A 22845-nucleotide genomic window follows, 5' to 3' on the forward strand; every position below is an offset into this window, starting at 1 on the left:
GGCTGCATGGCCCGCCGGTTGGTATCGCGCCGCGGCACGAACGCGCGGCGCATGACGGTGCGCGCAAGGCGGCCGCGATGCCGGTCAGGCAAATGCGGCACACGCCGCGGCGGCAGACAAGCGCTCTCCCGCGGCGCCGTCATGCGGCACGGCGCCGTCGGAACGATCGAAACGGGAAATGGTTCGCCGCTACACGGCGACAGGACAACGCAGGTACGCGATCTGCATCGCGCCTGCATTCAGCGAAAAAACGGGAAACGGCAGTCCGACTGGCCCCGCGGATAGGCGTCTCATGAATTGGTCTCCATCCGTACGCTTGATTCGTTATCGTGTTGCGTCGTTTGTCGAGACTATGATCGGACGATACCCACAAGTAAATGGATGCAGAGTTCCAAACGACCGAAACTGCGCGATCCTAGCGTTTACACGGTATTTGACAGATTTTCAAACAGCCTTCATTTTATTTGCTCAGACAAATACCCAGGCGGTAGAACACGCGTTTGAACGGCGACCGCCAACCCGCGCAGAGCCCGGCCGGCCGGGCCCGGGCCGCTCGCGCGCATGCTGCGGCGCAACCTCACACGTCGATGATCGCGAGCGTGCCGTGGCTGCCCGGCAGCACCGCGTGAAGCGTGCCGGCGAGCGCCAGGTACATCTGCCCGGCCTCGACCACGACCGTCTCGCCGCCGACCTCGAGCATCATCCTGCCGTCGAGCACCAGCAGCCCCTCGTTGTAGTCGTGCACTTCCGCTTCGTAAGCCTGCGCATCCATGCGCAACACCTTGATCCTGGCCGGCCCGACCTCGCCGACGATCGTGGATTTCCACGCGACGGCCTGTGCCGCCGCCACGGATTTGAAATCGATCAAAGACATGCGCCCCGCTCCGTGAACGATGAAAGGAGCGCATTATCGCGAGCGCCGCGCACGCCGTCCCGGTACGGCGCGACGGCCTTCGGGCGGCACAGTCGGCCGGCCGGCCGCGCCGTCGCCGCGCGGAAACGCGTGCGCAGCCCGATTCGCCGAAAACGGCACAAATTGTTCGCGCATCGCAAATAAAGCGCCTCGTTATTCAGCGATACATCGTCAATTCACGCAAATCCGGCATCGACAACGCACATCCTTTCCACGAGCATGCATTTCCATCTACCGATTGCTAATATGGCGATCCTGCGATCCCGCACCACAACGCCGTTCGACATGACGCACGTTCGCCATGCCGTTCCCGGTCCCGGCCGCTTCGCAGCGGCGGCGACGCCGGGCACGTGCAGCGCACGCCGTCGCGCCGGCCGGCCGTGCCATCCGTGAGCATGCAACCGATCCTTTCCGTCTCCGACCTCTCCAAGACTTACGCGTCCGGCTTCCAGGCGCTGAAGCACGTGACCCTCGACATCCGCCCCGGCGAGATCTTCGCATTGCTCGGGCCGAACGGCGCCGGCAAGACAACGCTGATCGGCTCGATCTGCGGCATCGTCACGCCGACCGAAGGCCGCGTGACGGTCGGCGGCCACGACATCCGCGATCACTACCGCGCGGCCCGCGAAATGATCGGCCTCGTGCCGCAGGAACTGACGACCGACGCGTTCGAAACCGTCTGGGCGACCGTGTCGTTCAGCCGCGGCCTGTTCGGCAAGGCGCCCGATCCCGCCTATATCGAGAAGACGCTGAAGGCGCTGTCGCTATGGGACAAGCGCGACAACAAGCTGATGACGCTGTCGGGCGGCATGAAGCGCCGCGTGATGATCGCGAAGGCGCTGTCGCACGAGCCGCGCATCCTGTTCCTCGACGAGCCGACGGCCGGCGTCGACGTCGAACTGCGCCGCGACATGTGGAAGCTCGTCGATTCGCTGCGCGAGCGCGGCGTGACGATCCTCCTGACCACGCACTACATCGAGGAAGCCGAGGAAATGGCCGACCGGATCGGCATCATCCTCGGCGGCGAGCTCGTGCTCGTCGAGGAAAAGCGCGAACTGATGCGCAAGCTCGGCAAGAAGCAGCTCACCGTGCAGCTCGAGCATCCGCTCGCCGACATGCCGCCCGTGCTCGCGCCGTTCGGCCTCGAACGCGCGGACGACGGCGCCGCGCTCGTCTACACGTACGACTCGCAGCGCGACGACGCAAGCATCGCGAAGCTGATCAACGCGCTCGGCTCGGCCGGCATCGGCTTCCGCGACCTGCACACGACGCAGAGCTCGCTCGAGGACATTTTCGTCAGCCTGATCGACAACCGCCGCAACGGCATGCAAGGAGCCTGACGCATGAACCTGCATGGCATTCGCGCGATCTACCGCGCAGAAATGGCCCGCACGCGCCGCACGCTGATGCAGAGCATCATCGCGCCGGTGATCTCGACGTCGCTGTATTTCGTCGTGTTCGGCTCCGCGATCGGCTCGCGCATCAGCGACGTGAACGGCATCGGCTACGGCTCGTTCATCGTGCCGGGCCTCGTGATGCTGTCGCTGCTGTCGCAGAGCATCTCGAACGCATCGTTCGGCATCTACTTCCCGCGCTTCACGGGCACGATCTACGAGATTCTGTCCGCGCCCGTGTCGTACTGGGAGATCGTGATCGCGTACGTGGGCGCGGCCGCGTCGAAGTCGATCCTGCTCGGCGTGATCATCCTCGCCACGGCCGGCCTGTTCGTGCCGCTGCACATCCTGCATCCGTTCTGGATGGTGCTGTTCCTCGTGCTGACGGCGGTCACGTTCAGCCTGTTCGGCTTCGTGATCGGCATCTGGGCCGACAGCTTCGAGAAGCTGCAGCTCGTGCCGCTGCTGATCATCACGCCGCTCACGTTCCTCGGCGGCAGCTTCTACTCGGTCGACATGCTGCCGCCCGCGTGGCGCATCATCACGCTGTTCAACCCGATCGTCTACCTGGTCAGCGGCTTCCGCTGGTCGTTCTACGGGCTCGCCGACGTGCACGTATGGATCAGCCTCGCCGCAACCGGGCTGTTCCTCGTGATCCTGCTGGCGATCGTCGCGTGGATGTTCCGCACCGGCTACAAGCTGAAGAACTGATGCACAACGGCCCCGCCCCGCGCTACCGCCGATGACGTATTTGGGCAAGCAGGCGGCGCTTTTCCTCTGATGCGGCATTTTGTGGTCGCGTCTACTGAAGATGAAGCATCGGGGCCGCGAAGCACGCGCTTCGCGGCCCCTTTTCATTTCAGAGGACGCCATGCCCGCCGCCACCGCTCCCGCCTCCGCCGCCGCCCGGCTCGAACGCCTGCCGTTCTCCGGCTATCACAAGCGGATCTTCTTCATCATCGCGATCGCATTCTTCTTCGACTCGGTCGACCTCGGCACGATGACCTTCGTGCTCGGTTCGATCCGCAAGGAGTTCGGGCTGTCGACTGCAGCCGCCGGCCTCGTCGCGAGCGCAAGCTTCTTCGGGATGGTGCTCGGCGCGGCCGTCGCCGGGCTGCTCGCCGACCGCTTCGGCCGCCGGCCCGTGTTCCAGTGGAGCATGGTGCTGTGGGGCGCAGCCTCCTACCTGTGCTCGACCGCGCAGAGCGTCGACGCGCTGATCGTCTACCGCGTGCTGCTCGGGATCGGGATGGGGATGGAATTCCCGGTCGCGCAGACCTTGCTGTCCGAATTCGTGCCGACCGAGAAGCGCGGCCGCCTGATCGCGCTGATGGACGGCTTCTGGCCGCTCGGCTTCATCACGGCCGGCATCGTCGCGTACTTCGTGCTGCCGCAGTTCGGCTGGCGCACGGTGTTCGCGCTGCTCGCGATTCCCGCCGTATTCGTGCTCGTCGTGCGCCGCATCGTGCCGGAATCGCCGCGCTGGCTCGAGCATGCGGGCCGGCACGCGGAAGCCGATAAGGTGATGCACACGATCGAGGCGAAGGTGATGCGCTCGGCCGGCGTCACGTCGCTGCCGCCGCCGTCGCGGCTCGCCGAGCCGGTCGTCGCCCGCGGACACGGCGCGCTGCGCGAGATCTGGAGCGGCGCGTACCGTCGCCGCACGGTGATGGTGTGGCTGCTGTGGTTCTTCGCGCTGCTCGGCTTCTACGGCCTCACGTCGTGGCTCGGCGCGCTGCTGCAGCAGGCCGGCTTCGAAGTCACGAAATCGGTGTTCTACACCGTCCTGATCTCGCTCGGCGGCGTGCCGGGCTTCCTGTGCGCCGCGTGGCTCGTCGAACGCTGGGGGCGCAAGCCGACCTGCATCGCATCGCTGATCGGCGGCGGCGCAATGGCGTACGCCTACGGCCAGAGCGCGCTGTACGGCGGCAGCACGGCGCTGCTGATCTGCACCGGCCTCGCGATGCAGTTCTTCCTGTTCGGGATGTGGGCCGCGCTGTACACGTACACGCCGGAGCTGTACGGCACCGGCGCACGCGCGACGGGCTCGGGCTTCGCGTCGGCGATCGGGCGCGTCGGCTCGCTGATCGGGCCTTACGTGGTCGGCGTCGTGCTGCCGGTGTTCGGCCAGGGCGGCGTGTTCACGCTCGGTGCGCTGTCGTTCATCGCGGCGGCAATCGCCGTGTGGACGCTCGGTATCGAGACGAAGGGCCTCGCGCTGGAGCAACTGGCGGCAGGCGACGAAGCAGGCGGCGGCCGCTATGCGGCGGCGGCGGACAAGGTATCCTGAGCGCCCGATCGGCGCGGGTGTTCCTGACCGCCGGGGCGGCGTTCAGCGTCGTGCCCGGCTGCTGCGTAAACTGACAGGATTCGCGCCTGGACCGGCGCTGCCAGACTGCGTCCAGGCACCGTGTCGCGCACCCCTTGGCGCTTCGGCGACGAACCCGCCGACGACCCGATGCCTGCGATACTCGATTCGATCCGGCGCTCGGACTACCTGCCGTCGCTCGCACACATGGCGCGTGCGCTGCGCCGGCTCCAGGCGCTCGATCTCGACATCATCCTGCCGATGCACGGCCCGGCCATCACGCACGACATCCCGCGCGTGCTCGCCGGCGCGATCGCGCATTGCGAGGCCGCCGCCGGGTAAGCCGCGGAGGCGGCAACCCAACGGCAGTGCAGCAGGTTCCGGTCAGGCGCCCGCGACGACGAACTCTTCGGCCGCCTTGCGCTGGACCGCGGCCATCACCGCCAGTTCGCGCTTGCTGCGCGCGTCGCCGGACACGACACCCGTCGCGTTCTTCGCCTTCGCGCCCAGCGGGAAAAAGACAAACGACGCACCGGCCGGGGCCGCCGGCTCCGCGCGCAAGCGTTTGTTCAGGATTTTCAGGTACTTCTTCTTCGAGACTTCCTTAGCAGCCATGGCGCCCTCCGCGTGAACGTGGTGAAGTTCAGCATACCAGTTTTGGCGGCCGGCTCCGCGGCCGTGCCCGCCGGTGCGGCTGCACGCGAAAATTCTTCACGCACAATGTCGATTCGCGCCATCTTCACGCGTCGTGTTCTCGTAACCGATCGTTTTGCCGCCGGCCCGGCCGGCGGCGCCCGTCAATACCTGTTCAAGGAGAAACGGCAATGCGCGTCATGGTCATCGTCAAGGCAACCGCCATTTCCGAATCGGGCGCGATGCCCGATACCGAACTGCTGGCCGCAATGGGCCAGTACAACGAAGCGCTCGTGAAAGCCGGCGTGATGCTCGCCGGCGAAGGACTGCATCCGAGTTCGCGCGGCAAGCGCGTGCACTTCTCCGGCAAGGACCGGACGGTCATCGACGGCCCGTTCGCCGAAACCAAGGAACTCATCGCCGGCTACTGGCTGTGGGAAGTGAAATCGATGGACGAAGCGGTCGAATGGGTAAAGCGCTGCCCGAACCCGATGCCCGTCGAATCAGACATCGAGATCCGGCAAATCTTTTCGCCCGAGGATTTCGGCGCTGCGCTCACCCCCGAACTGCAGCAGCAGGAAGCGAAACTGCGTACGGAAATCGACGCACGACAGAAGTCCTGAGCGGCGGGCGGAAGCGCGCATCGCGTGCAGCAAGGCGCACGGCGGCACCGCCGGCCCTGCCGGACAACGCCCGCGATGCCTCGCGTCGCTCCGTCGAACCTCCCCGGCAAACCGGTTGACGCAGCCCCGGATAGTAACGTATCGTTTTGATACGTTACTATCCGGGGCCTGTCCGTCATGCATTCCCGTTTCGACCGTTTCCGCACCACCGCGCTCGGCGCCCAGCTCGAAGCGCTGATCGCACAACCCGAGCGCTATGTCGAGTTCGCGGCGCTGTCGCGCGTCGGCGTTGCCGCGATCGGTGCGATCCAGCACGAGATCGCACTGAAATTCCCCGAAATCGAAACCGACACGACGGCCCGCCAGTTCTGCGGCGCGATGGTCGCGGAAATCATGCGCCGTCACGGCCACGACGTCGTGCAGGCGCGCGGGCGGCTCGGCGGCACGCTGTTCAGCTATGGCGCGGTGTTCAGCGCGTACCCGCAGCGGCTGCCGTTCGCCGACGTCGTCGCCGCGCTGGCCCGCCTGCCCGACCGGCTCGCCGTGTATTCAGCGCACGTGCCGGCCGCACTGTGGACACGCCGCCCCGACGGCACGGGCTTCTCGCTCGTCGAGCATGCGTGCCACCTGCGCGATCTCGACGCGATATTCGCCGAACGCATCGACGCCGTGCGCACGCTCGACCTGCCGGCGATCGCATCCGTCGACGGCACCGTGCTCGCCGCGCAACGCGACTATCTCGCGCAGCCGCTCGACGCTGCCGTCGCGGCATTCCGCACGGGACGCGCCGCGCTGTGTGCCACCGCGGCCGCGCTGGCGCCCGCGCAGCTCGCACGCTGCGGGCTGCGCGACGGCGTGCGCCGCATGTCGCTCGACGAACTCGTGCGCGAGCTGCTCGACCACGACCGCACGCACGTGCTCGAACTCGACGAACTGCTCGCCGAACTCGAATTGCCGCCCCTTCCTTCCGCACCCGCCCCATGACCCGGCCCACGCCCGTCGTCTTCATTCACGGTTTCATCGGCACGCTCGACGTGCGCGGGTGGCACGTGCCCGACTGGGCGCTCGCGCGCTGCGCCGGCTTCGACCTGATCGAGCGCTGCGGCCACCTGATCCCGGCCGAGCAGCCCGATGCGTTCCGCGCGGCCGTCGAGCGCATCGTGCACGCACCGCCCGCCTGACAACCCGTAGGATTCGCCGAAATATGGTTGAAAGGCGCGGTTGCTAGAGTCGTCCGAACAGGGTTTTCCCGGCGCCCGGCGCCGGACGGGATCGACACATGCGAGGATCGATGAACCTGGCACGCGCCTTCTGGCTGCTTCTGCTGCTCGCCATTTCGGGCCCTGCTCTCGCATTCCATGCGCGGGTCGTCGTGATTCCCAGCGCCGCGATGAACGAGACGCTCAAGGCCACCGTCGTGCTGCCCGACGCTTATGCGCGCGGCCCCCGCGACGGCGACCGCTATCCGGTCGTCTATCTGCTGCACGGCTCCGGCGGCGACCACACCGACTGGACGTCGAACACGCGCATCGCCGCGCTGGCCGACCGTTACCACGTGATCCTCGTGATGCCCGACGGCGGGCACGAGAGCTGGTACATCGACAGCCCGTTCGATTCGGGCAGCCGCTACGAAACCTTCATCGGCGACGAAGTGGTGTCGTACGTCGATTCGCATTTCCGCACGATCGCGACGCAGCGCGCCCGTGCGATCACCGGGCTCAGCATGGGCGGCTTCGGCGCGCTGCGGATCGCACTCGACCGGCCCGACACGTTCGGTGCGGTCGGCAGCATCAGCGGCGCGGTCGATCCGCGCTGCTGCGCGGACGAGCCGGGCATCGACCATGTATTCGGCGACCCCGGCCGCCATCCGTCGTTCTGGGACCGCAACGTGATCGTCGCCAGCGCCAGCGCGTTCGTGCGCGCGCATCTCGACCTGACGATCGATTGCGGCCGCGACGACGCATTCGTCGGCTCGAACCGCACGCTGCACGAACGGCTCGTCGCGCTCGGCGTGCCGCACGACTATGCGGAGCGGCCGGGCGGCCATACGTGGGATTACTGGGCGAATGCGATCCGCTACCAGATGCGGTTCTTCGCGACGTCGTTCCAGCATGGCGGCTATGCGTACCATCCCGCGCCCCATGCGCCGGGCATGACGCGCGCGGGCTGACACGCGCCGCATCGCGGCCCGGTGAACCCGGTGGTACGATGCGCTGGCATCGACCACCCGACACCTTCCATGCCGCGCGACAACTTTGCGGACCTGCTCGCCTTCATCGCCGTCGCGCGCGAGCGCAGCTTCACGCGTGCGGCCGCCCAGCTCGGCGTCTCGCAATCCGCGCTCAGCCATACGATCCGCTCGCTCGAAACGCGCCTCGGCGTACGCTTGCTCACCCGCACGACCCGCAGCGTCGCGCCGACCGAAGCCGGCGAGCGCCTGCTACTCAATCTCGCACCACGCTTCGACGAGATCGAGGCCGAACTGACGGCGCTCGCGGAACTGCGCGACCAGCCCGCGGGCACCGTGCGCATCAACGCGACCGACTTCGTGATCCGCACGCTGCTGTGGCCGAAGCTCGCGCCGGTCCTGCGCGACTATCGCGACCTGAAGGTCGAGTTCGTGAACGACTACGGGCTGTCCGACATCGTCGCGGAACGCTTCGACGTCGGCGTGCGGCTCGGTGACCAGCTTGCGAAGGACATGATCGCCGTGCGCATCTCGGCCGACATGAAAATGGCGATCGTCGGCACGCCCGCGTATTTCGCGGAACGCGCGCGCCCCGTGTCGCCGCAGGATCTGGTCGCGCACGACTGCATCAACCTGCGCCTGCCGACACACGGTGCGCTGTACGCGTGGGAACTCGCGCGCGGCGATGACGTGCTGCAGGTGCGCGTCGACGGGCAGGTCACGTTCAACGGCACGTACGAAACGCTCGACGCGGCGCTTGCGGGCTACGGGCTCGCCTACGTGCCCGCCGAACTCGCGGCGCCGCATGTCGCCGCCGGCCGCCTCGACAGCGTGCTCGACGACTGGTGCCCGACGTTCCCCGGCCATCACCTGTACTACGCGAGCCGGCGGCAATCATCGCGCGCGCTCGCGGTGATCGTCGATGCGCTGCGCTATCGCGCATGAGCCGACGAGGCGCCGCCCATGCGCCGCGATTCATGAATCGGATCGATAAGTGCATGCGAATTGCCGGGGATTATCGCTAGGCGCATCGGTGGCTACCATCGTCGGTGTTTCCCACCTTTCCCGGAGCCCTCGATGTCCGAACCCACTTCCGCCGCACGCAAAGCGTTCGGCGCCATCGCCCCCGCCCTCGCCGATTACACCGACAACGTGCTGTTCGGCGACGTCTGGCAGCGCCCCGGCCTGTCGCCGCGCGATCGCAGCCTCGTCACGGTCGCGAGTCTCGTGTCGCTGTATCGCGTCAACGAACTGCCGTTCCACCTGAAGAAAGCGCTCGACAACGGCCTCACGCGCGACGAGCTGGTCGAAGCGATCACGCACCTCGCGTTCTACTCGGGCTGGCCGACCGCAAGCTCGGCGCTCACGATCGCGCAGCGCGTGTTCGACGAAGCCGGCGTGTAAGCGCGGCGCCCCTTCATTCAACCGGCGGGCACGCGCCCGCATGGAGCCTTCATGGATTACCGCTATCTCGGGCGCAGCGCGCTCAAGGTGTCGCCGCTGTGTCTCGGCACAATGATGTTCGGCGGCGAGACCGACGAAGCGACCTCGGCGCGCATCATCGACAAGGCATACGACCAGGGCATCAACTTCATCGACACGGCCGACGTCTATCACGCCGGCCGCTCGGAAGAAGTCGTCGGCCGTGCAATTGCGCCGCGTCGCGACAGCTGGGTCGTGGCGACGAAGTTCGGCTTTCCGGCCGGGCCGGACGCCGGGCCGAACCGGCAGGGCCAGTCGCGCAAATGGATCGTCGAATCGGTCAACGCGAGCCTCGAGCGGCTCGGCACCGACTACATCGACATCCTCTATTTCCATCGCGCATTGACGGATGCGCCGCTCGACGAAGGCATGCGCGCGATCGCCGACCTGATCCGGCAAGGCAAGGTGCGCTATTTCGGGCTGTCGAACTTCAAGGGCTGGCGCATCGCCGAGATCGTGCGGCTCGCCGACCAGCTCGGCATCGATCGCCCGGTCGCGAGCGAACCGCTGTACAACCTCGTCGATCGCACGGCCGAGGTCGAACAGCTGCCGGCCGCCGCGCACTACGGGATCGGCGTCGTGCCGTACAGCCCGCTCGCGCGCGGCGTGCTGACCGGCAAATACGCGGTGGATGCGCAGCCACCCGCCGATTCGCGTGCGGGCCGTGGCGATCGGCGCATCCAGCAAACGGAATGGCGGCCCGAATCGTTGCACATCGCGCAGCAGGTGGCCGCGCATGCGGCCGCGCGTGGCACAACGTCAGTTGCGTTCGCGCTCGCGTGGGTCATGAAGAACCGCCTCGTCAGCTCGACGATCGCGGGGCCGCGCACCGAAGCGCACTGGGACAGCTACATCGATGCGCTGACGCTCGAACTCGGCCCGGACGATGAGCGGTTCGTCGATTCGCTCGTGCCGCCCGGGCACGCATCGACGCACGGCTATACCGATCCCGGCTATCCGGTCGAAGGCCGCAAGCTCTGAAGTCGGAACGGGATGTTTGAATGACATGCCGGGCGCGATGCCCGGCATGAAGACGAACGCGCGTCGCCCGACACGCGAACCCGCGGAGGCGGCGGGATCAGTTGTCTTGCGCTGTCGTGTCGGCGCTGACCACGCGATCGAAGAATTCCTGTGCACGCGCCAACTCGTCGAGCGCGAGATCGAGGCGCGACATCGCGCGTGCGTATTCGGCCGATGAAACGTCGTCGTCGCTTTCGCCGCGCACGGCGCGAAAGGCCTGATCGACGTTGCGCGTTGCTTCGACGAAGCGTTGCGCGGCCCGGGCTTCCCGCGAACAGATGTGGGTCGACATCGACACTTCTCCCTCAGGGTTGCAGTGTGAAGCACGCCGACGCTCAGTGTGCGTGGTGCGCATGTCGGCGGCGTGAACCACGACCCATCGATCGTCGGTGCATCGGCCGCCGCGCAGCGCGCTTCGTGCCGATTGTCTCTCTGCGCTCGCCGCTCCGCTATGGCGAGATTGCAACAAATTCTTGCGCGATCCGTTGCGCGCGATGCGTCACGCGCGCCCGATACGCGGATGCACGAGGCCCGCGAACGCGGCCGCTTCACCCGGCGACAGGTCGAACAGGTCGCCGGTGAGATCGCGCGGATGCTCGGCCGCCGGCCGATTACGCATTCGCGCCACGTGCGTGGGCGCAACATACGCGGCCGCCGTTTCGATCGGCGGCACGTCGAACAGATCGCGCGTGACACCGCGCACGGCGTCGGTCGGCGAACGGCCGCGCAAGCGCGCGACGAGCTCGACGAAGCGATCGAAATCGCCCGCGCGCGTGGCCTTGTTCACTTCCGCGAGATCGCGCGCCTTCAACACGCACGGCTGCGCGAGCCGCACGAAATACGGTGCTTCGAGCTCGACCGACAGCGCGAGCGGATAGCCCTTGCCCGTCTGCTCCTTCGCACGCCCGACGCAATCGACCACGGCCGCGCCCTGGGCGGCGCCGAGCGGCTTGCCGGTGCTCACGCTACGCAGGTGATCGGGAAACACGCGCAATTGCGTGCCGACCGTCAGCGCGGTGGACGACGCACACACGAGCGCGTAGTGCTGTTCGCGGCGCCGGCCCGACGGCAACGTCGAGCGGCTGGCGATGAACGTATGCGGCGGCAACGGCCGCACCTGCCCGCTCGCGTCGACCCATGCATTCCACAGCAGCATGTCTTTCCGCTCGCCTGCGCGCGGGCGCGACGCGACCGGCGAAAACAGCGCGAGCAGCGAGCCCGTGCGATGCGCGGCGACTTGTGCGCTGCTGCCGAGCGGCTGGTTGATGCCCCACAGAAAACGCCCGCCCCCGAGCCGCCGCTCCCATTCCTTGCGGAGCACGACGGTCGGCAGTTCCTCGCCGGACTCGGTACCGATCTTGGTCCAGCAGAACGTGGGTGGGAGGTGTTTCAGTGTCATCAACTTTCTCGGGATACAGCCTCGCTGGTGACAGCAAGCCCATTCAACAGCCGTAACTGTATAGGTATAATGCATCGCATGGAAGCCCCGGACCAAGATTTTCCCGTTCAAGACCTGTTGCGCCGCCTGACGGCAGATACACGCTCGTCCAGCGAAATAGCGCGACTCTCCGGGGTCAGCCAGCCGACCGTATCGCGCCTGAGGTTGTCGAACGGGCACCGGCTGCGCCGCAGCGCTCCATTCAATAAGCTATGCAGTTTCTATGGTGTCGACACCGGGCCGTCGCGCCGCCAGTACAACGACCTGCTGCGCGACGCGATCGTCGACGCGTGGGATGGGTCGGACGAGCACGGGCGCGCGCTGCTGGTCGTGATTCAGGGATTGAAGGATTTGCAGGCGAAGGCAGACGACGGATGATGTCGTCGGTGTGCCCGGTCACTCATCGAGATTGAACGTGATCGGCACGCGCGCGCGCATCGGCGACCGCACGCCGTTCTCCAGATACGGTGCGCAGCGACTCGCGAGCGCGGCTTCGCGCGCCGCCGCATCGAGCCGCGGATAGCCGCTGCCGGTCACGACCCGCGCGGCGATGACCCGGCCTGCCGCATCGGTTTCCAGTTCGACGAGTGCGGTGCCGTGCTCGCCCGTGCGCAGCGACTGCGGCGGGTAGTCGGGTGTGACGAGCGCACATTCGGGATGCGCGACGAAGCGCGGCTGCGCGGGTGCAGCAGATACCGGTGATTCGACTCGCGTCTGCCCGGCATCGGGCATCGCATGCGGCGTCGTATCGTCGGGGCGCTCGCCCGCCGTCGCGGCTGGCACGGGCGAAGATGGCGTAGCCGCATCGTGTGCCGGCGGCCGGGCGCGATCGGCGGCGGCGGGTTCGATCGGCGGCGGCGGGTTCGATCGCCGGCACCTTGCCGCGCATCGACGATCGCGGCGCGGATACTGCGCGACGCATCGCGCGCGACACGGCCTTCGATTGCGCCGCGGCAGTCGTCGTCGCCGGCACCTCCGCGGCCGGCGCAATCAGTATCGCCACCATCACCTGACGTTGCACGGGCACGCTACGCACGGCCGGTTCGCGTGCGAGCAGGATCAGGACGCCCGCATGCAGCGCACAGGTCGCGGCGACAGCCAACGCGATGCGCATGCCGCGAAAGCCGGCACGATCGTGAACGACGCTGCGCCCCCCGCCCGCCTGTCGTACGTCGAAAACAGCGGTACGCATCACGCACGCCGTCCGGCACCCAGCCAACCTTGCCCGCGCAGACTTCGCCTGCAACATAAGGAGGAATGCATATCGATCGCCCCGATGTCCATCGCGTTGCGTCGCCTCGTTCGCGCGTGCCGCCTCGTTCGTCGCGCGCCGTCAGCCCTCGCACACGGCACCGCATCGCGCGAGCGAATTGTCCCGGCTGCGGAAAACCAGCGGCTGCTCATCGCGCGGCGTGACACGTCGCGCGAATTGCACGGCCTGCTCGACCTGGCCGTGGTGCGCGGACTTCTCGCACACCGGATCGGCCTCCTTCGGGTCGCCGGCCAGCATGTATGCCTGGCACCGGCAACCGCCATGATCGACATGCCGCTCGTCGCACGTGCGACACGGCTCGCGCATCCAGCCGTCGCCGCGAAACGCGTTGAACGCGTCGCTGTCGTACCAGATCTCCCGCAACGACCGGTCGCGCACGTTCGGCAGATCAAGCCCCGGCAGCGATCGCGCGGCATGGCACGGCAACGCGGTGCCGTCCGGCGCGACGCCGAGAAACACCGAGCCCCAGCCGTTCATGCACGCCTTCGGGCGCCGCTCGAAATAGTCGGGCACGACGAACAGGATCTTGCAACGCTCGCCCACCAGCTTCCGATAGCGATTGACCGTTTCCTCGGCCTCGCGCACCTGCTCGACGGTCGGCATCAGCTGGTCGCGGTTCAGCATCGCCCAGCCGTAGTACTGCGTGTTCGCGAGTTCCAGGTAATCGGCGCCGAGGTCGAGCGCCATCTCGATGATCTGTCCCACGTGCGGCAGGTTGTAGCGATGCAGCACGCAGTTGAGCACCATCGGGTAGCCACGCGCCTTGATCAGCCGCGCAACTCCGCGCTTCAGCTCGAACGTGCGGGTGCTGCTCAGGAAATCGTTCAGCTCGCGCGTCGAATCCTGCAGCGACAACTGGATGTGATCGAGCCCGGCCGCCTTGAGCCGCTCGATGCGCGCGACGTTCAGCCCGACGCCCGACGTGATCAGGTTGGTATAGAAGCCGAGCCCGCGCGCATGGGCGACGAGCGTCTCGAGGTCGCCGCGCTGCAGCGGTTCGCCGCCCGAGAAGCCGATCTGCGCGGCGCCAAGCGCGCGCGCATCGCTGATGACCGCGCGCCACGCATCGGTATCGAGCTCCGCGCCGTGCGCCGCGAAGTCGACAGGGTTGTAGCAGAACGCGCAGTGCAGCGGGCAACGGTACGTGAGCTCCGCGAGCAGCCACAGCGGCGCGGATGGACGGGAAGTGTCGGGCGCCATGTCAGTCGAGCCAGCCGCGCAGTCGCGCATGATCGAGGAAACGATAGACGTCGGTCGCGAGGTCCGATTGGCTGAACAGGCGCTCGAGTTCGCCGATGATGTCGTCCAGTTCGCGCTTGCCGTCGCAGCGCGCGAGAATCTCGCCCGCACTCGGGTTGAGCTTGACCATGCCCTCTGGATAGAGAAGGACGTACGCATCCTGGGCCGCCTCCCATTGCAGGCGGTACATGCCCCTGAGACAGGGGCGCAGCGGCACGCCGCTGGCGGCTTCGATCGCGTTCATAGGGGGTAGGCCTTTTCGATGGCGTCGAGCATCGACCACAGAATGTCGAGCTTGAATTGCAGGATGCCGAGCGCGCGCTGCTGCGCATCCGGGGTCGTGAAATGCTGCAGCGTGACCGCGAGACCATGCTCGACGTCGCGCTGCGCGAGCGGCACGCGGCTGCGGAAGTAATGTAGCCCGGCCGGCTCGATCCACGGGTAATGCGACGGCCAGCCCGCGAGGCGGTCGAGATGGATCTGCGGCGCGAACATCTCGGTCAGCGACGAGCACACGGCTTCCTGCCATGGCGCGCGCCGCGCGAAATTCACGTACGCGTCCACCGCGAAACGCACGCCGGGCAACACGTGTTCGAGCGACCACAGTTCGGCACGCGCGAGGCCGCATGCCTCGCCGAGCCGCACCCACGCCTCGATGCCGCCTTCGTTGTCGCCCTGCCCGTCGTGATCGACCAGCCGCTGGATCCAGCGGCGCCGCGTGTCGCGGTCGGGGCAGTTCGACAGGATCGCCGCATCCTTGAGCGGGATGTTGATCTGGTAGTAGAAGCGGTTCGCCACCCAGCCGCGGATCTGCGCAGGCGAACAGGCACCGCTATTGAGCCGCCGGTTGAACGGATGATGGATGTGATAGCGCGATTCGAGCGCACGCAGGCGCGCCTCGAATTCGGCCGCGGTCCAGGGCGTCGCGTGCAACGCCGTAGCGGGGATCGGTGCGTTCATCGTCAGACCTGGAATTGCATGCCGTCGTGTGCGACGTCGATGCCGTGCGCGCGCAGGTGCGCGTGCTCGACGGAATGCGGATCGAGAATCGGGTTCGTGTTGTTGATGTGCGTAAGCACCTTGCGCGTACGCGCGGGCAGCGTGTCGAGCCAGTCGATCATGCCGGGCCGCCCGTGTTCCGCGCACTGCGCGAGATGCCCCATGTCGGCCGCGTGCTTGCCCGACAGGCCGAGATCGATCATCTCGGTGCCGGTCCAGAACGTGCCGTCCACCAGCACGAGATCGGCGCCGTCCATTGCCGCACGCACGTCGTCGGTGACGGCCGCGAGCCCCGGCGCATAGAACGCGCGCCGGCCGCTCGCGACATCTTCGATCGACAGCGCGATGTTGTCGCCGGGCGCGGCCGACGTGCGCCGTGGCGAATAAGGCGGCGCCTTGCTGTCGACGGGAATCGCGGTGAAACGGATCCCGCTCGCCGCCGGCACCGCGAACGGCTCGCCGAGCGCGATCGTGTGAGCGGCGACGCCGCAGTAATGGCCCAGCAGCGGCACGAGCGGCAAGCCGGTCGACAAGTCGTCGAGCACGGGTGCGCTCGCGTAAAGCGGCAGCGGCGCCGATCGCTCGCGCAGCATCAGCAGGCCGGTCACGTGATCGATCTGCGCGTCGCACAGCACGACGGCGGCGATGCCGCTGTCGCGGATCGCGCGCGCCGGCTGCAGGTCCGGATCCGCGCGCAACTGGGAAAGAATGTCGGGCGACGCGTTGACGAGAACCCAGTCGATGCCGTCGTCGCTGACCGCGATCGACGACTGCGTGCGCGGCAGCACGTGGCCGCTTCCGCTGCGCGCACGGCGACAGTTCGCGCAATTGCAGTTCCATTGCGGCAGGCCGCCGCCGGCTCCCGAGCCGAGTATCTTGATCTTCATGGGCGTCAGCTCCCGAAGCCGCCCGCGCCGATCACGACGAAACGGGCGGCACGCGCGGCGATCAGCGGTTGGCGATGTACATCGTGATTTCGAAGCCGAAGCGCAGGTCGGTGTAAGACGGTGTCGTCCACTGCATGATGTGTCTCCTGATTGAGTTGATGAGTTGCGTGGTGAGTCGAACCACCGCGGAAATCGGGCGGTCGGTTCCTCTTCAGCAAGGAGCGTGCCGAAACCTCACGTTGGCCGCGCGGCAACGGCATACGGCCGTCATTCGGGCATCGGGACGCAATCCTTACGAATAGCCGACGCAATTCGCGCGGGTAGGGCCTGCCACCCCGGCCGCATGGCGCGCGGGGGTGGTGACAGGTGTTGAATCGTTGAACACCGGTGTTGCAACTTGACACACCGGCTGTGACAGGGCGTGCGCAGCGCGCCGGCCGGGATCCCGCGGCCGGCGCGTCAGCTTTCGTCCAACGGGCGGCGTTCCGCGTCGGCCGCCGGCATCTTCCGGTAGATCGTGTTGCGCGAGACGCCGAGCGCGCGCGCCGCCGCGGACACGTTGCCGCCATGGCGGGCGAGCGCGGCGGCAATCGCGGACGCCGCGACGTCCTGCAGGCGCGCGTCGGCCGGCGGAAACGCGTCGGCGACGCACGAACCGGCAGACGGATCGTGCGCAACCTGGGCCGCCTGCGCGTCGCCGCGCCGCAGGTCGTCGAAGAAGTCGTCCGGCAGGTGTTCGCGCCGGATTTCGCCATCGTCGTCGACCATTGCCGCCGCCGTGCGCAACAGGTTCCCGAGCTGGCGGAAGTTGCCGGGCCACGTGCAGCGCACGAACAGCGCCATCACGTCCGGCGCGACGGACAGCGGCGGCCGGCCCGGCCCCGCGAACGCCTCCCGTTGCAGCATCTTCTGCACGACCACCGCGAGATCCGTGCGGTCGCGCAGCGGCGGCAGGCGCACCACGAGGCCGTTCAGCCGGTAGTAGAGATCCTCGCGAAAGCGGTTCTGCGCGATCATGTCGCGCAGATCGCGGTGCGTCGCACAGATGATCGCGATGTCCACGGCGATCGTCTTCGTCGAGCCGAGCGGGTTGACGAGGCGCTCCTGCAGCACGCGCAACAGCCGCACCTGCAGCGGATACGGCATGTCGCCGATCTCGTCGAGGAACAGCGTGCCGCCGTTCGCCTGCAGCAGCTTGCCGATCGCCCCCTTGCGGCGCGCGCCGGTGAATGCACCCTCCTCGTAGCCGAACAGCTCGGACTCGATCAAAGTCTCCGGAATCGACGCGCAATTGACCGCGACGAACGGCGCGTCGCGCCGCGGCGAGTCGTTGTGGATCGCCTGCGCGAGCAGTTCCTTGCCGGTGCCGGTCTCGCCGGTGATCAGGATCGGGATGTCCTTGCCGATCACCTTGCGCACCTTCGCGATCACGCACGCGACCTGCGAATCGCCGGTGTCGAGATAGTTGAGCCGCGACAGGCCGGCCGACGTGCCCGCCGCCGGCGCAGGCACCGCATTCGCGCGCGCGGCCGGCGCGAGCGCATCGTGGACATCCGTCGGCCGGCTGCCTTCGGCGAGCGTCGCGCGCCGGAAGTGCACGCGTGCGCAGACCACCGCGCCGTTGCCGAGATTCAGCGTCAGGTGCCGGTCGGTGCTCGCGCGCATGCGGTCGATCAGCTGCGCGCTCGTGATGTCGAACAGCGACGACAGCGTATGCGCGCGCAGTGCGGCGAGCGGCATGCCGAGCTGGAACTGTGCGCTGCGATTGGCCGACAGGAAGCGGCCGTCGGCGGTAAACGCGACGATCCCCTCCATCAGCGTGCCGAGGAACTCCGGGCGGCCGTGGAACGACACTTGCAGCGTTTCCTGAAAGGTCGTCGTAAACAGGTGATTCTCGATCATCTGCACCGACATCTTCGCGAGCGCCATCGTGTGCTGGTGATAGCTGCGGTGGTCGCCCGTCACGTCGAGCACGCCGATCGCGTCGCCGTACGGATCGAGGATCGGCACGCTCGAACAGGTCAGGAAGCGGTTCGCGGCCAGGAAGTGCTGGTCGCCGTGAACGACCATCGGGCACAGTTCGGCAAGCGCCGTGCCGATCGCATTGGTGCCCTGCCGGCTCTCCGCCCAGTTCGCGCCCGGGCGCAGCGCCACCTTCTCCGCGCGGCGCAGGAAATCGTCGTCGCCGATCGAATGCAGGATCAGCCCTTCCGCGTCGGTCAGCACGATCATGCTCTGCGTGTTGACGATCTGCTCGTGCAGCGTTTCCATCACCGGCATCGCGTGCACGCACAGCACCCGGCTCTGCTCGCGCTTGAGCACCAGCGCCGAGCTCGGCAGCACATCGTAGTCGGGCCGTGCCGATACCTGCAGGCCGAAGGTCTCGGACCGCTCGTGGGCTTTCTGGATCGACGGCGCGGGCCAGCCGGCGGAATGCGCGGCCCGTGATCCGGCCGCCTGCTCTACGTCATCGCGCATTGTCTCCTCCGGGGGATCCTTCCGGTCATCTGCCGGACTCTTTGCCGTCATTGCAAGCAAGCATCGGGCCACGCCGGCGCCGCGGCCCGAATCGAAAGCAATACGTAATGCACGCCCCGGGCACGACCGGGTGCGTCGCGCGACAGGCCGGCTTCGTAATACCGCGATTTCCGGACGCGTGACTACCCGTGCGAATCCCGATCTTCGCGGCTGGCGCGTTTCTGGCTTTGTCGCAGATCAAACCCGGCCGCCCGCACACTCGCGCGGCCGAGTGACGGTTGCCCCCGACTCCACCGCCCCCTATCGACATGACACACCGCCCGATTCGATCCACGCAGTCGCCCGCGATGCGGGCCTTGCCCGACACGCCGGCGTTGCCTGCCGCGCCCGCCGCCCGTCGCCTGCGGCGCGATGCGCAATCGATCGCGTTCGCCGTGGCCGGCGCCGCGCACGGCCATCCGGTCGTCGTGCTGCACGGCGGGCCCGGCAGCGGCAGCCAGGCCGGCATCCTGCGGCTGTTCGACCTGACCCGCGTGCGCGTCGTGCTCGTCGACCAGCGTGGCGCGGGGGCATCGGCGCCGCGCGGCGGCACGCGTCACAACAACACCGCGCGGCTGATCGCCGATCTGGAAGCCGTGCGCGAGCAGCTCGGTATCGCGCGCTGGGGCGTCGTCGGTGGATCGTGGGGCGCCGCACTCGCACTCGCCTACGCAGGCACGCATCCCGCACGGGTGACCGGCGTCGTACTGCGCGGCCTGTTCCTGACGTCGCCACGTGAAGTCCGCCGGCTGTTCACGACGTCGCGCACGCGCGCGCCCCGCGAATGGCGGCGCCTGTATGCGGCGGCCGGCGGCGGCCAGCCGGAGCGACTGCTGTCGTGCTGCGCGCGGCGGCTACGCCGCGGCGCGAGTGCAGCCCGGCAGCGCGCGGTGGCGCTCGCGTGGCACGCGTACGAAAACGCCGTCCTCGCATCGGCGCAGACGCGCCGCTCGCCCGCGCGGGCGATCCGCTCGGAGAAGACCGTCGGCAAGCTGATCGACAAATACCGGATCCAGGCGCATTACCTGCAGCACGGCTGCTGGCTCGGCGAGCGCAGCGTGCTCGCGCTCGCGCGGCGGGCGGCACGGGCAGGTGTGCCGCTGTTCGCCGCGCACGGGATGCACGATCCCGTGTGCCCGGCCGGCAACGTCGTCCGCCTCGCGCGTGCCGCCCCCGAGATCGAGATCGAACGCGTGCATGCCGGGCATCTGGCAAGCGACCCGGCGTTGGCACGCAGCGTCGCACGCGCCGTGGCTGCGATGTTCGCGGAGGTAGCGTTCATGTGACCGCGCATGCCGCGAGCAACCCTGCGCCCATTCACGTCATGACGCGACTCGAGACGCAACTCGTGACGCGATAACCGGCGCGGCCGCGCACCGCTCAATCCCACGCGTAACGCACACCGACCCACGCCCCGCGCGGCGCACCCGGCCCGACGAACTGTTCGTTCACCGGGCTGGCGCCGTCGAACGTGTGGTTCGGCCCGTTGAAGAAGTTCTGGCCGAGCGCGCCGAAGCTCGCATAGCGCTTGTCGAGCAGGTTCGTCACGCTCGCGAACACCTCGAACCGCTTCGTGATCCGGTAGCGCATGTCGAGATCGACGAGCACATAGCCCGCGATCCTGCCGTTCACGTCCCGGTTGTTTTCGTCGCCGCGCGCGTACACGCCGCTGCGCCACGTGACGTTCGCGCCGATATCCCACGCGGGCGTCGCCGCGTAGTCGAGCCGCAGCTTCACCGTGTGCGCGGGAATGCCGGGAATGCGGTCCCCCGGCTTGACCGACACGTTGCCGTTCGCGTCGGCCGCCGAATTCGCCGGGCTGTGTTCGGTCCACGACGATCGGTAGGTCGCATCGACATAGCTGTACGACAGCCCGGCACCGAGCGGGCCGAAGCGCGTACGGCCCGCGAGCTCGATACCCTGCCGCCGCGTATCGCCGACATTGCGGAAGTAGCCCTGCGCGCTGGCCGGGCTGCTGATGAACTGGATGTCGTCGGTCAGCGTCGTGCGATAGGCCGCTGCGCTCCAGGTCGTCGCGGCGCCGATGCGGCCGCGCACGCCGGCTTCGAACGTCTTCGAGATTACCGGCCTGAGCGCAGGATCGGCGATGAAGTCGTTCGGCAGCGAACACGGTGCGGACGGGTCCGCGCACGCAAGCTCGATCGCGGTCGGCGAGCGCATGCCTTCGTTGTAGGCCGCATACGCGGTGAAGCCCGCGACCGGGTTCCAGTTGAGCCCGACCGCCGGGTTGAAGCGCGAGAACGTATGAGTGCCGTCGAGCAGCGGCTGCACGCCGCTCTCGTCGCCGATCTGCGCTTTCGACCAGTCGTAGCGGCCCGACAGCGTCAGCGTCCAGTGCGGCGTCAGCGACAGCGCGTCGCTCAGGTACACGCCGAGGTTCGCGTTGCGCGTCTTCGCGCTGGTCTGCCGGATGAAGTCGCCGACGCCGATCGCCGCGCGCGTATCGGTGAAGTACGCGTCCTGTGACGACGCGACGTAACGCGAGTTCGCGACATCGGCCGCGACGCCTGCGATCAGCAGGTTGGCCATCCCGCCGAGCTTGCCGAGCAGCGTGAGCTGCACGCTGCCGCCGTAGCTGTCGGTGACGATCGTCGATTGCGCATTGCTGCCCTGCACCGTGTCGACCGTACCGTCCTCGCCGGCGGATCCGTAATCCGTATTGTTGTTGCTGCTCGTATTGGCATTTCGCAGGTGCCGGTAGTACGCGTTGCCGCTCAGCTCGACGTGCTCGCCGAAAAACCGGTCGCCCGACAGCGTCAGGTAACCGGCGCTGTTGCGGTTCTGATCCGGATAGGTATACGCCTGCTTCGGGTTGCCGAGGAACGAGCGCGGAATCGTCTGGGTGCCGTAGAGGGTGTTGTCCGCGCCGCCGCCGGCGATCGACAGCGTCGTGTCCGCATCGGTGTAGCGCAGCTTGCCGAACGCCTGCCGCACGCGGCTCGCGTTATGGTCCGCCCAGCCGCCATCGTTCGCGACGTTCGCGGTCGCGTAGTAGTCGAGGTTCGAGCCGATCGTCCCGCCCTGCTCGATGCTCGCGGTCTTGCGCCCCCACGAGCCGCCCGACACCTCCGCTTCGCCGCCCCGAGCCGACTTGCCGTTCTTCGTCGTGATCGCGAGCGCACCGCCGAGCGTATTGCGTCCGTATACCGGATTGGAGCCCGGAATCAGCTGCACACGATCGATCGCCTGCGCGGGCACGATGTCCCAGTTCACGACGTCGCCGAACGGTTCGTTCACGCGCACGCCGTCGACGAACACCGACACCCCCTGCGGCGTGCCGAGCAGCGGCGACGCGGTGAAGCCGCGATAGTTGATGTCCGCCTGGTACGGGTTGCCCTGTGCATCCGAGATCGTCACGCTCTGCAGGTTCGCGGCGAAGAAGTCGGTCAGCGTCGCACGGTGCTGTGCGTCGAGTTCCGCACCGCGCACCGTCTGCACGTTCGCCGGCACCTTCGACAGCGGCGTGCCGATCCCGAGCAGCGGCGTCGTGCCGACCACCACCACTGCCGGCAACATGACGGCCGACACTTCCGACAAGACAGCGGCGGCAGGCGGCGCGACGCCCTCCGCCTGCTGCTGCGCACGCGCGTTGCCGGGCGCCAGCCCGAACAGCGCAAGCGCACCGATGGCCGTACCGACGCGTTGCGCACGCCGGCCCCCTCGGATCGCGCAGCGCCGCCCGGCTGCCTTTGGCCTCCTGATCATTTCCGTTGTCTCCGCGTTTTTATTCCGCCGGCTCGTGCGATGCACCGCGCAGCGATGTGGTGTCGAGAAGCGCGCGTGCGAGAACCATGCCAGCGCCGCCTGCGATGCGCACCGATTCCGCGCGGCACGGGAGCGTGCGGCGGCGCACCTGTCTCGCGTACTGCGCCACCTGTCATGTTTGGCAACACTTCATGCGCGGCGGTGT

At 67.8% G+C, this 22845-nt stretch carries 26 protein-coding genes; 14 read left to right on the forward strand and 12 right to left on the reverse strand.

The window, feature by feature from the left end:
• Window positions 1-577: 577 nt before the first annotated feature.
• Window positions 578-874: a cupin domain-containing protein gene (locus tag B7G54_RS09195; protein ID WP_085038798.1), complete on the reverse strand. Its 297-nt coding sequence runs from the start codon at window positions 872-874 to the stop codon at window positions 578-580.
• A 434-nt stretch (window positions 875-1308) separates the two neighbouring features.
• On the opposite strand from B7G54_RS09195, the gene B7G54_RS09205 reads away from it, so the two are divergent.
• From B7G54_RS09205 to B7G54_RS09220, 4 genes are all read left to right on the forward strand, one after another.
• Window positions 1309-2253, forward strand: a complete 945-nt coding sequence (locus B7G54_RS09205; protein WP_085038799.1) for an ABC transporter ATP-binding protein — start codon at window positions 1309-1311, stop codon at window positions 2251-2253.
• A gap of 3 nt (window positions 2254-2256) precedes the next feature.
• Window positions 2257-3018 carry an ABC transporter permease gene (locus B7G54_RS09210; RefSeq protein WP_085038800.1) on the forward strand — a complete coding sequence of 254 codons (762 nt, stop codon included), beginning with the start codon at window positions 2257-2259 and terminating at the stop codon, window positions 3016-3018.
• Window positions 3019-3178: 160 nt separating this feature from the next.
• Window positions 3179-4597 carry an MFS transporter gene (locus B7G54_RS09215; protein WP_085038801.1) on the forward strand — a complete coding sequence of 473 codons (1419 nt, stop codon included), beginning with the start codon at window positions 3179-3181 and terminating at the stop codon, window positions 4595-4597.
• Window positions 4598-4717: 120 nt separating this feature from the next.
• Window positions 4718-4957 (forward strand): MBL fold metallo-hydrolase, encoded by a 240-nt coding sequence (locus B7G54_RS09220; protein WP_244289305.1) that lies wholly within the window; start codon window positions 4718-4720, stop codon window positions 4955-4957.
• A 42-nt stretch (window positions 4958-4999) separates the two neighbouring features.
• Here the strand turns inward: B7G54_RS09220 and B7G54_RS09225 are convergent, their stop codons facing one another.
• Entirely contained in the window at window positions 5000-5230 is a 231-nt protein-coding gene (locus tag B7G54_RS09225; protein ID WP_027790668.1) for a hypothetical protein, read from the reverse strand.
• 209 nt (window positions 5231-5439) lie between these two features.
• Here B7G54_RS09225 and B7G54_RS09230 point away from each other — a divergent pair, with 209 nt between their 5' ends.
• The 7 genes from B7G54_RS09230 (at window position 5440) to B7G54_RS09260 (ending at window position 10522) form a co-directional block, all read left to right on the forward strand.
• The gene (locus B7G54_RS09230) at window positions 5440-5871 is read left to right on the forward strand and encodes a YciI family protein (protein ID WP_085038802.1); all 432 of its coding nucleotides are present in this window, start codon (window positions 5440-5442) and stop codon (window positions 5869-5871) included.
• 177 nt (window positions 5872-6048) lie between these two features.
• A complete protein-coding gene (locus tag B7G54_RS09235; protein ID WP_085038803.1) occupies window positions 6049-6855 on the forward strand; it encodes a DinB family protein in 807 nt (268 codons plus the stop codon).
• Window positions 6852-7052, forward strand: a complete 201-nt coding sequence (locus B7G54_RS09240; RefSeq protein ID WP_425266467.1) for a hypothetical protein — start codon at window positions 6852-6854, stop codon at window positions 7050-7052. Before B7G54_RS09235 ends, B7G54_RS09240 begins: the two co-directional genes overlap by 4 nt.
• A gap of 110 nt (window positions 7053-7162) precedes the next feature.
• The gene (locus tag B7G54_RS09245) at window positions 7163-8041 is read left to right on the forward strand and encodes an alpha/beta hydrolase (protein WP_175130473.1); all 879 of its coding nucleotides are present in this window, start codon (window positions 7163-7165) and stop codon (window positions 8039-8041) included.
• 69 nt (window positions 8042-8110) lie between these two features.
• Window positions 8111-9004, forward strand: coding sequence for a LysR family transcriptional regulator (locus tag B7G54_RS09250; RefSeq protein WP_085038805.1), 894 nt, complete (start codon window positions 8111-8113; stop codon window positions 9002-9004).
• Window positions 9005-9136: 132 nt separating this feature from the next.
• Window positions 9137-9463: a carboxymuconolactone decarboxylase family protein gene (locus B7G54_RS09255; RefSeq protein ID WP_039369463.1), complete on the forward strand. Its 327-nt coding sequence runs from the start codon at window positions 9137-9139 to the stop codon at window positions 9461-9463.
• A gap of 51 nt (window positions 9464-9514) precedes the next feature.
• Window positions 9515-10522 (forward strand): aldo/keto reductase, encoded by a 1008-nt coding sequence (locus B7G54_RS09260; RefSeq protein ID WP_085038806.1) that lies wholly within the window; start codon window positions 9515-9517, stop codon window positions 10520-10522.
• Between the two features lie 97 nt (window positions 10523-10619).
• Here B7G54_RS09260 and B7G54_RS09265 read toward each other — a convergent pair whose 3' ends face one another.
• Together B7G54_RS09265 and B7G54_RS09270 are read right to left on the reverse strand one after the other, a co-directional pair.
• Window positions 10620-10853, reverse strand: coding sequence for a hypothetical protein (locus B7G54_RS09265; RefSeq protein ID WP_085038807.1), 234 nt, complete (start codon window positions 10851-10853; stop codon window positions 10620-10622).
• A gap of 207 nt (window positions 10854-11060) precedes the next feature.
• Window positions 11061-11960 carry a hypothetical protein gene (locus tag B7G54_RS09270; protein WP_085038808.1) on the reverse strand — a complete coding sequence of 300 codons (900 nt, stop codon included), beginning with the start codon at window positions 11958-11960 and terminating at the stop codon, window positions 11061-11063.
• Window positions 11961-12038: 78 nt separating this feature from the next.
• Here B7G54_RS09270 and B7G54_RS09275 point away from each other — a divergent pair, with 78 nt between their 5' ends.
• On the forward strand, window positions 12039-12377 hold the full coding sequence (locus tag B7G54_RS09275) for a DNA-binding protein (protein ID WP_085038809.1): 339 nt from the start codon (window positions 12039-12041) through the stop codon (window positions 12375-12377).
• Window positions 12378-12395: 18 nt separating this feature from the next.
• On the opposite strand, the gene B7G54_RS09280 is transcribed toward B7G54_RS09275, so the two are convergent.
• Window positions 12396-12782, reverse strand: a complete 387-nt coding sequence (locus tag B7G54_RS09280) for a TonB family protein (RefSeq protein WP_085038810.1) — start codon at window positions 12780-12782, stop codon at window positions 12396-12398.
• A gap of 95 nt (window positions 12783-12877) precedes the next feature.
• On the opposite strand from B7G54_RS09280, the gene B7G54_RS39980 reads away from it, so the two are divergent.
• Window positions 12878-13012 (forward strand): hypothetical protein, encoded by a 135-nt coding sequence (locus tag B7G54_RS39980; protein ID WP_279628058.1) that lies wholly within the window; start codon window positions 12878-12880, stop codon window positions 13010-13012.
• 320 nt (window positions 13013-13332) lie between these two features.
• Here the strand turns inward: B7G54_RS39980 and pqqE are convergent, their stop codons facing one another.
• The 6 genes from pqqE to B7G54_RS09315 all read right to left on the reverse strand — a co-directional run bounded on the left by pqqE (window position 13333) and on the right by B7G54_RS09315 (window position 18875).
• Window positions 13333-14472 (reverse strand): pyrroloquinoline quinone biosynthesis protein PqqE, encoded by a 1140-nt coding sequence (gene pqqE, locus B7G54_RS09285; protein WP_085038811.1) that lies wholly within the window; start codon window positions 14470-14472, stop codon window positions 13333-13335.
• A 1-nt stretch (window position 14473) separates the two neighbouring features.
• Entirely contained in the window at window positions 14474-14755 is a 282-nt protein-coding gene (gene pqqD, locus B7G54_RS09290; RefSeq protein WP_085038812.1) for a pyrroloquinoline quinone biosynthesis peptide chaperone PqqD, read from the reverse strand.
• Window positions 14752-15471: a pyrroloquinoline-quinone synthase PqqC gene (gene pqqC, locus B7G54_RS09295; RefSeq protein ID WP_085038813.1), complete on the reverse strand. Its 720-nt coding sequence runs from the start codon at window positions 15469-15471 to the stop codon at window positions 14752-14754. Before pqqC ends, pqqD begins: the two co-directional genes overlap by 4 nt.
• A 2-nt stretch (window positions 15472-15473) precedes the next feature.
• A complete protein-coding gene (gene pqqB / locus B7G54_RS09300) occupies window positions 15474-16397 on the reverse strand; it encodes a pyrroloquinoline quinone biosynthesis protein PqqB (RefSeq protein ID WP_085038814.1) in 924 nt (307 codons plus the stop codon).
• Window positions 16398-16458: 61 nt separating this feature from the next.
• The gene (gene pqqA, locus B7G54_RS09305; protein WP_006485436.1) at window positions 16459-16533 is read right to left on the reverse strand and encodes a pyrroloquinoline quinone precursor peptide PqqA; all 75 of its coding nucleotides are present in this window, start codon (window positions 16531-16533) and stop codon (window positions 16459-16461) included.
• A gap of 323 nt (window positions 16534-16856) precedes the next feature.
• A complete protein-coding gene (locus B7G54_RS09315; RefSeq protein ID WP_085038816.1) occupies window positions 16857-18875 on the reverse strand; it encodes a sigma-54-dependent Fis family transcriptional regulator in 2019 nt (672 codons plus the stop codon).
• 308 nt (window positions 18876-19183) lie between these two features.
• On the opposite strand from B7G54_RS09315, the gene B7G54_RS09320 reads away from it, so the two are divergent.
• Entirely contained in the window at window positions 19184-20200 is a 1017-nt protein-coding gene (locus B7G54_RS09320; protein WP_085038817.1) for an alpha/beta fold hydrolase, read from the forward strand.
• Window positions 20201-20294: 94 nt separating this feature from the next.
• On the opposite strand, the gene B7G54_RS09325 is transcribed toward B7G54_RS09320, so the two are convergent.
• Window positions 20295-22640: a TonB-dependent receptor gene (locus B7G54_RS09325; RefSeq protein ID WP_085038818.1), complete on the reverse strand. Its 2346-nt coding sequence runs from the start codon at window positions 22638-22640 to the stop codon at window positions 20295-20297.
• Window positions 22641-22845: the final 205 nt, after the last annotated feature.

It is taken from the genome of Burkholderia puraquae, from assembly GCF_002099195.1.
Taxonomy (GTDB): Bacteria; Pseudomonadota; Gammaproteobacteria; order Burkholderiales; family Burkholderiaceae; genus Burkholderia; species Burkholderia puraquae.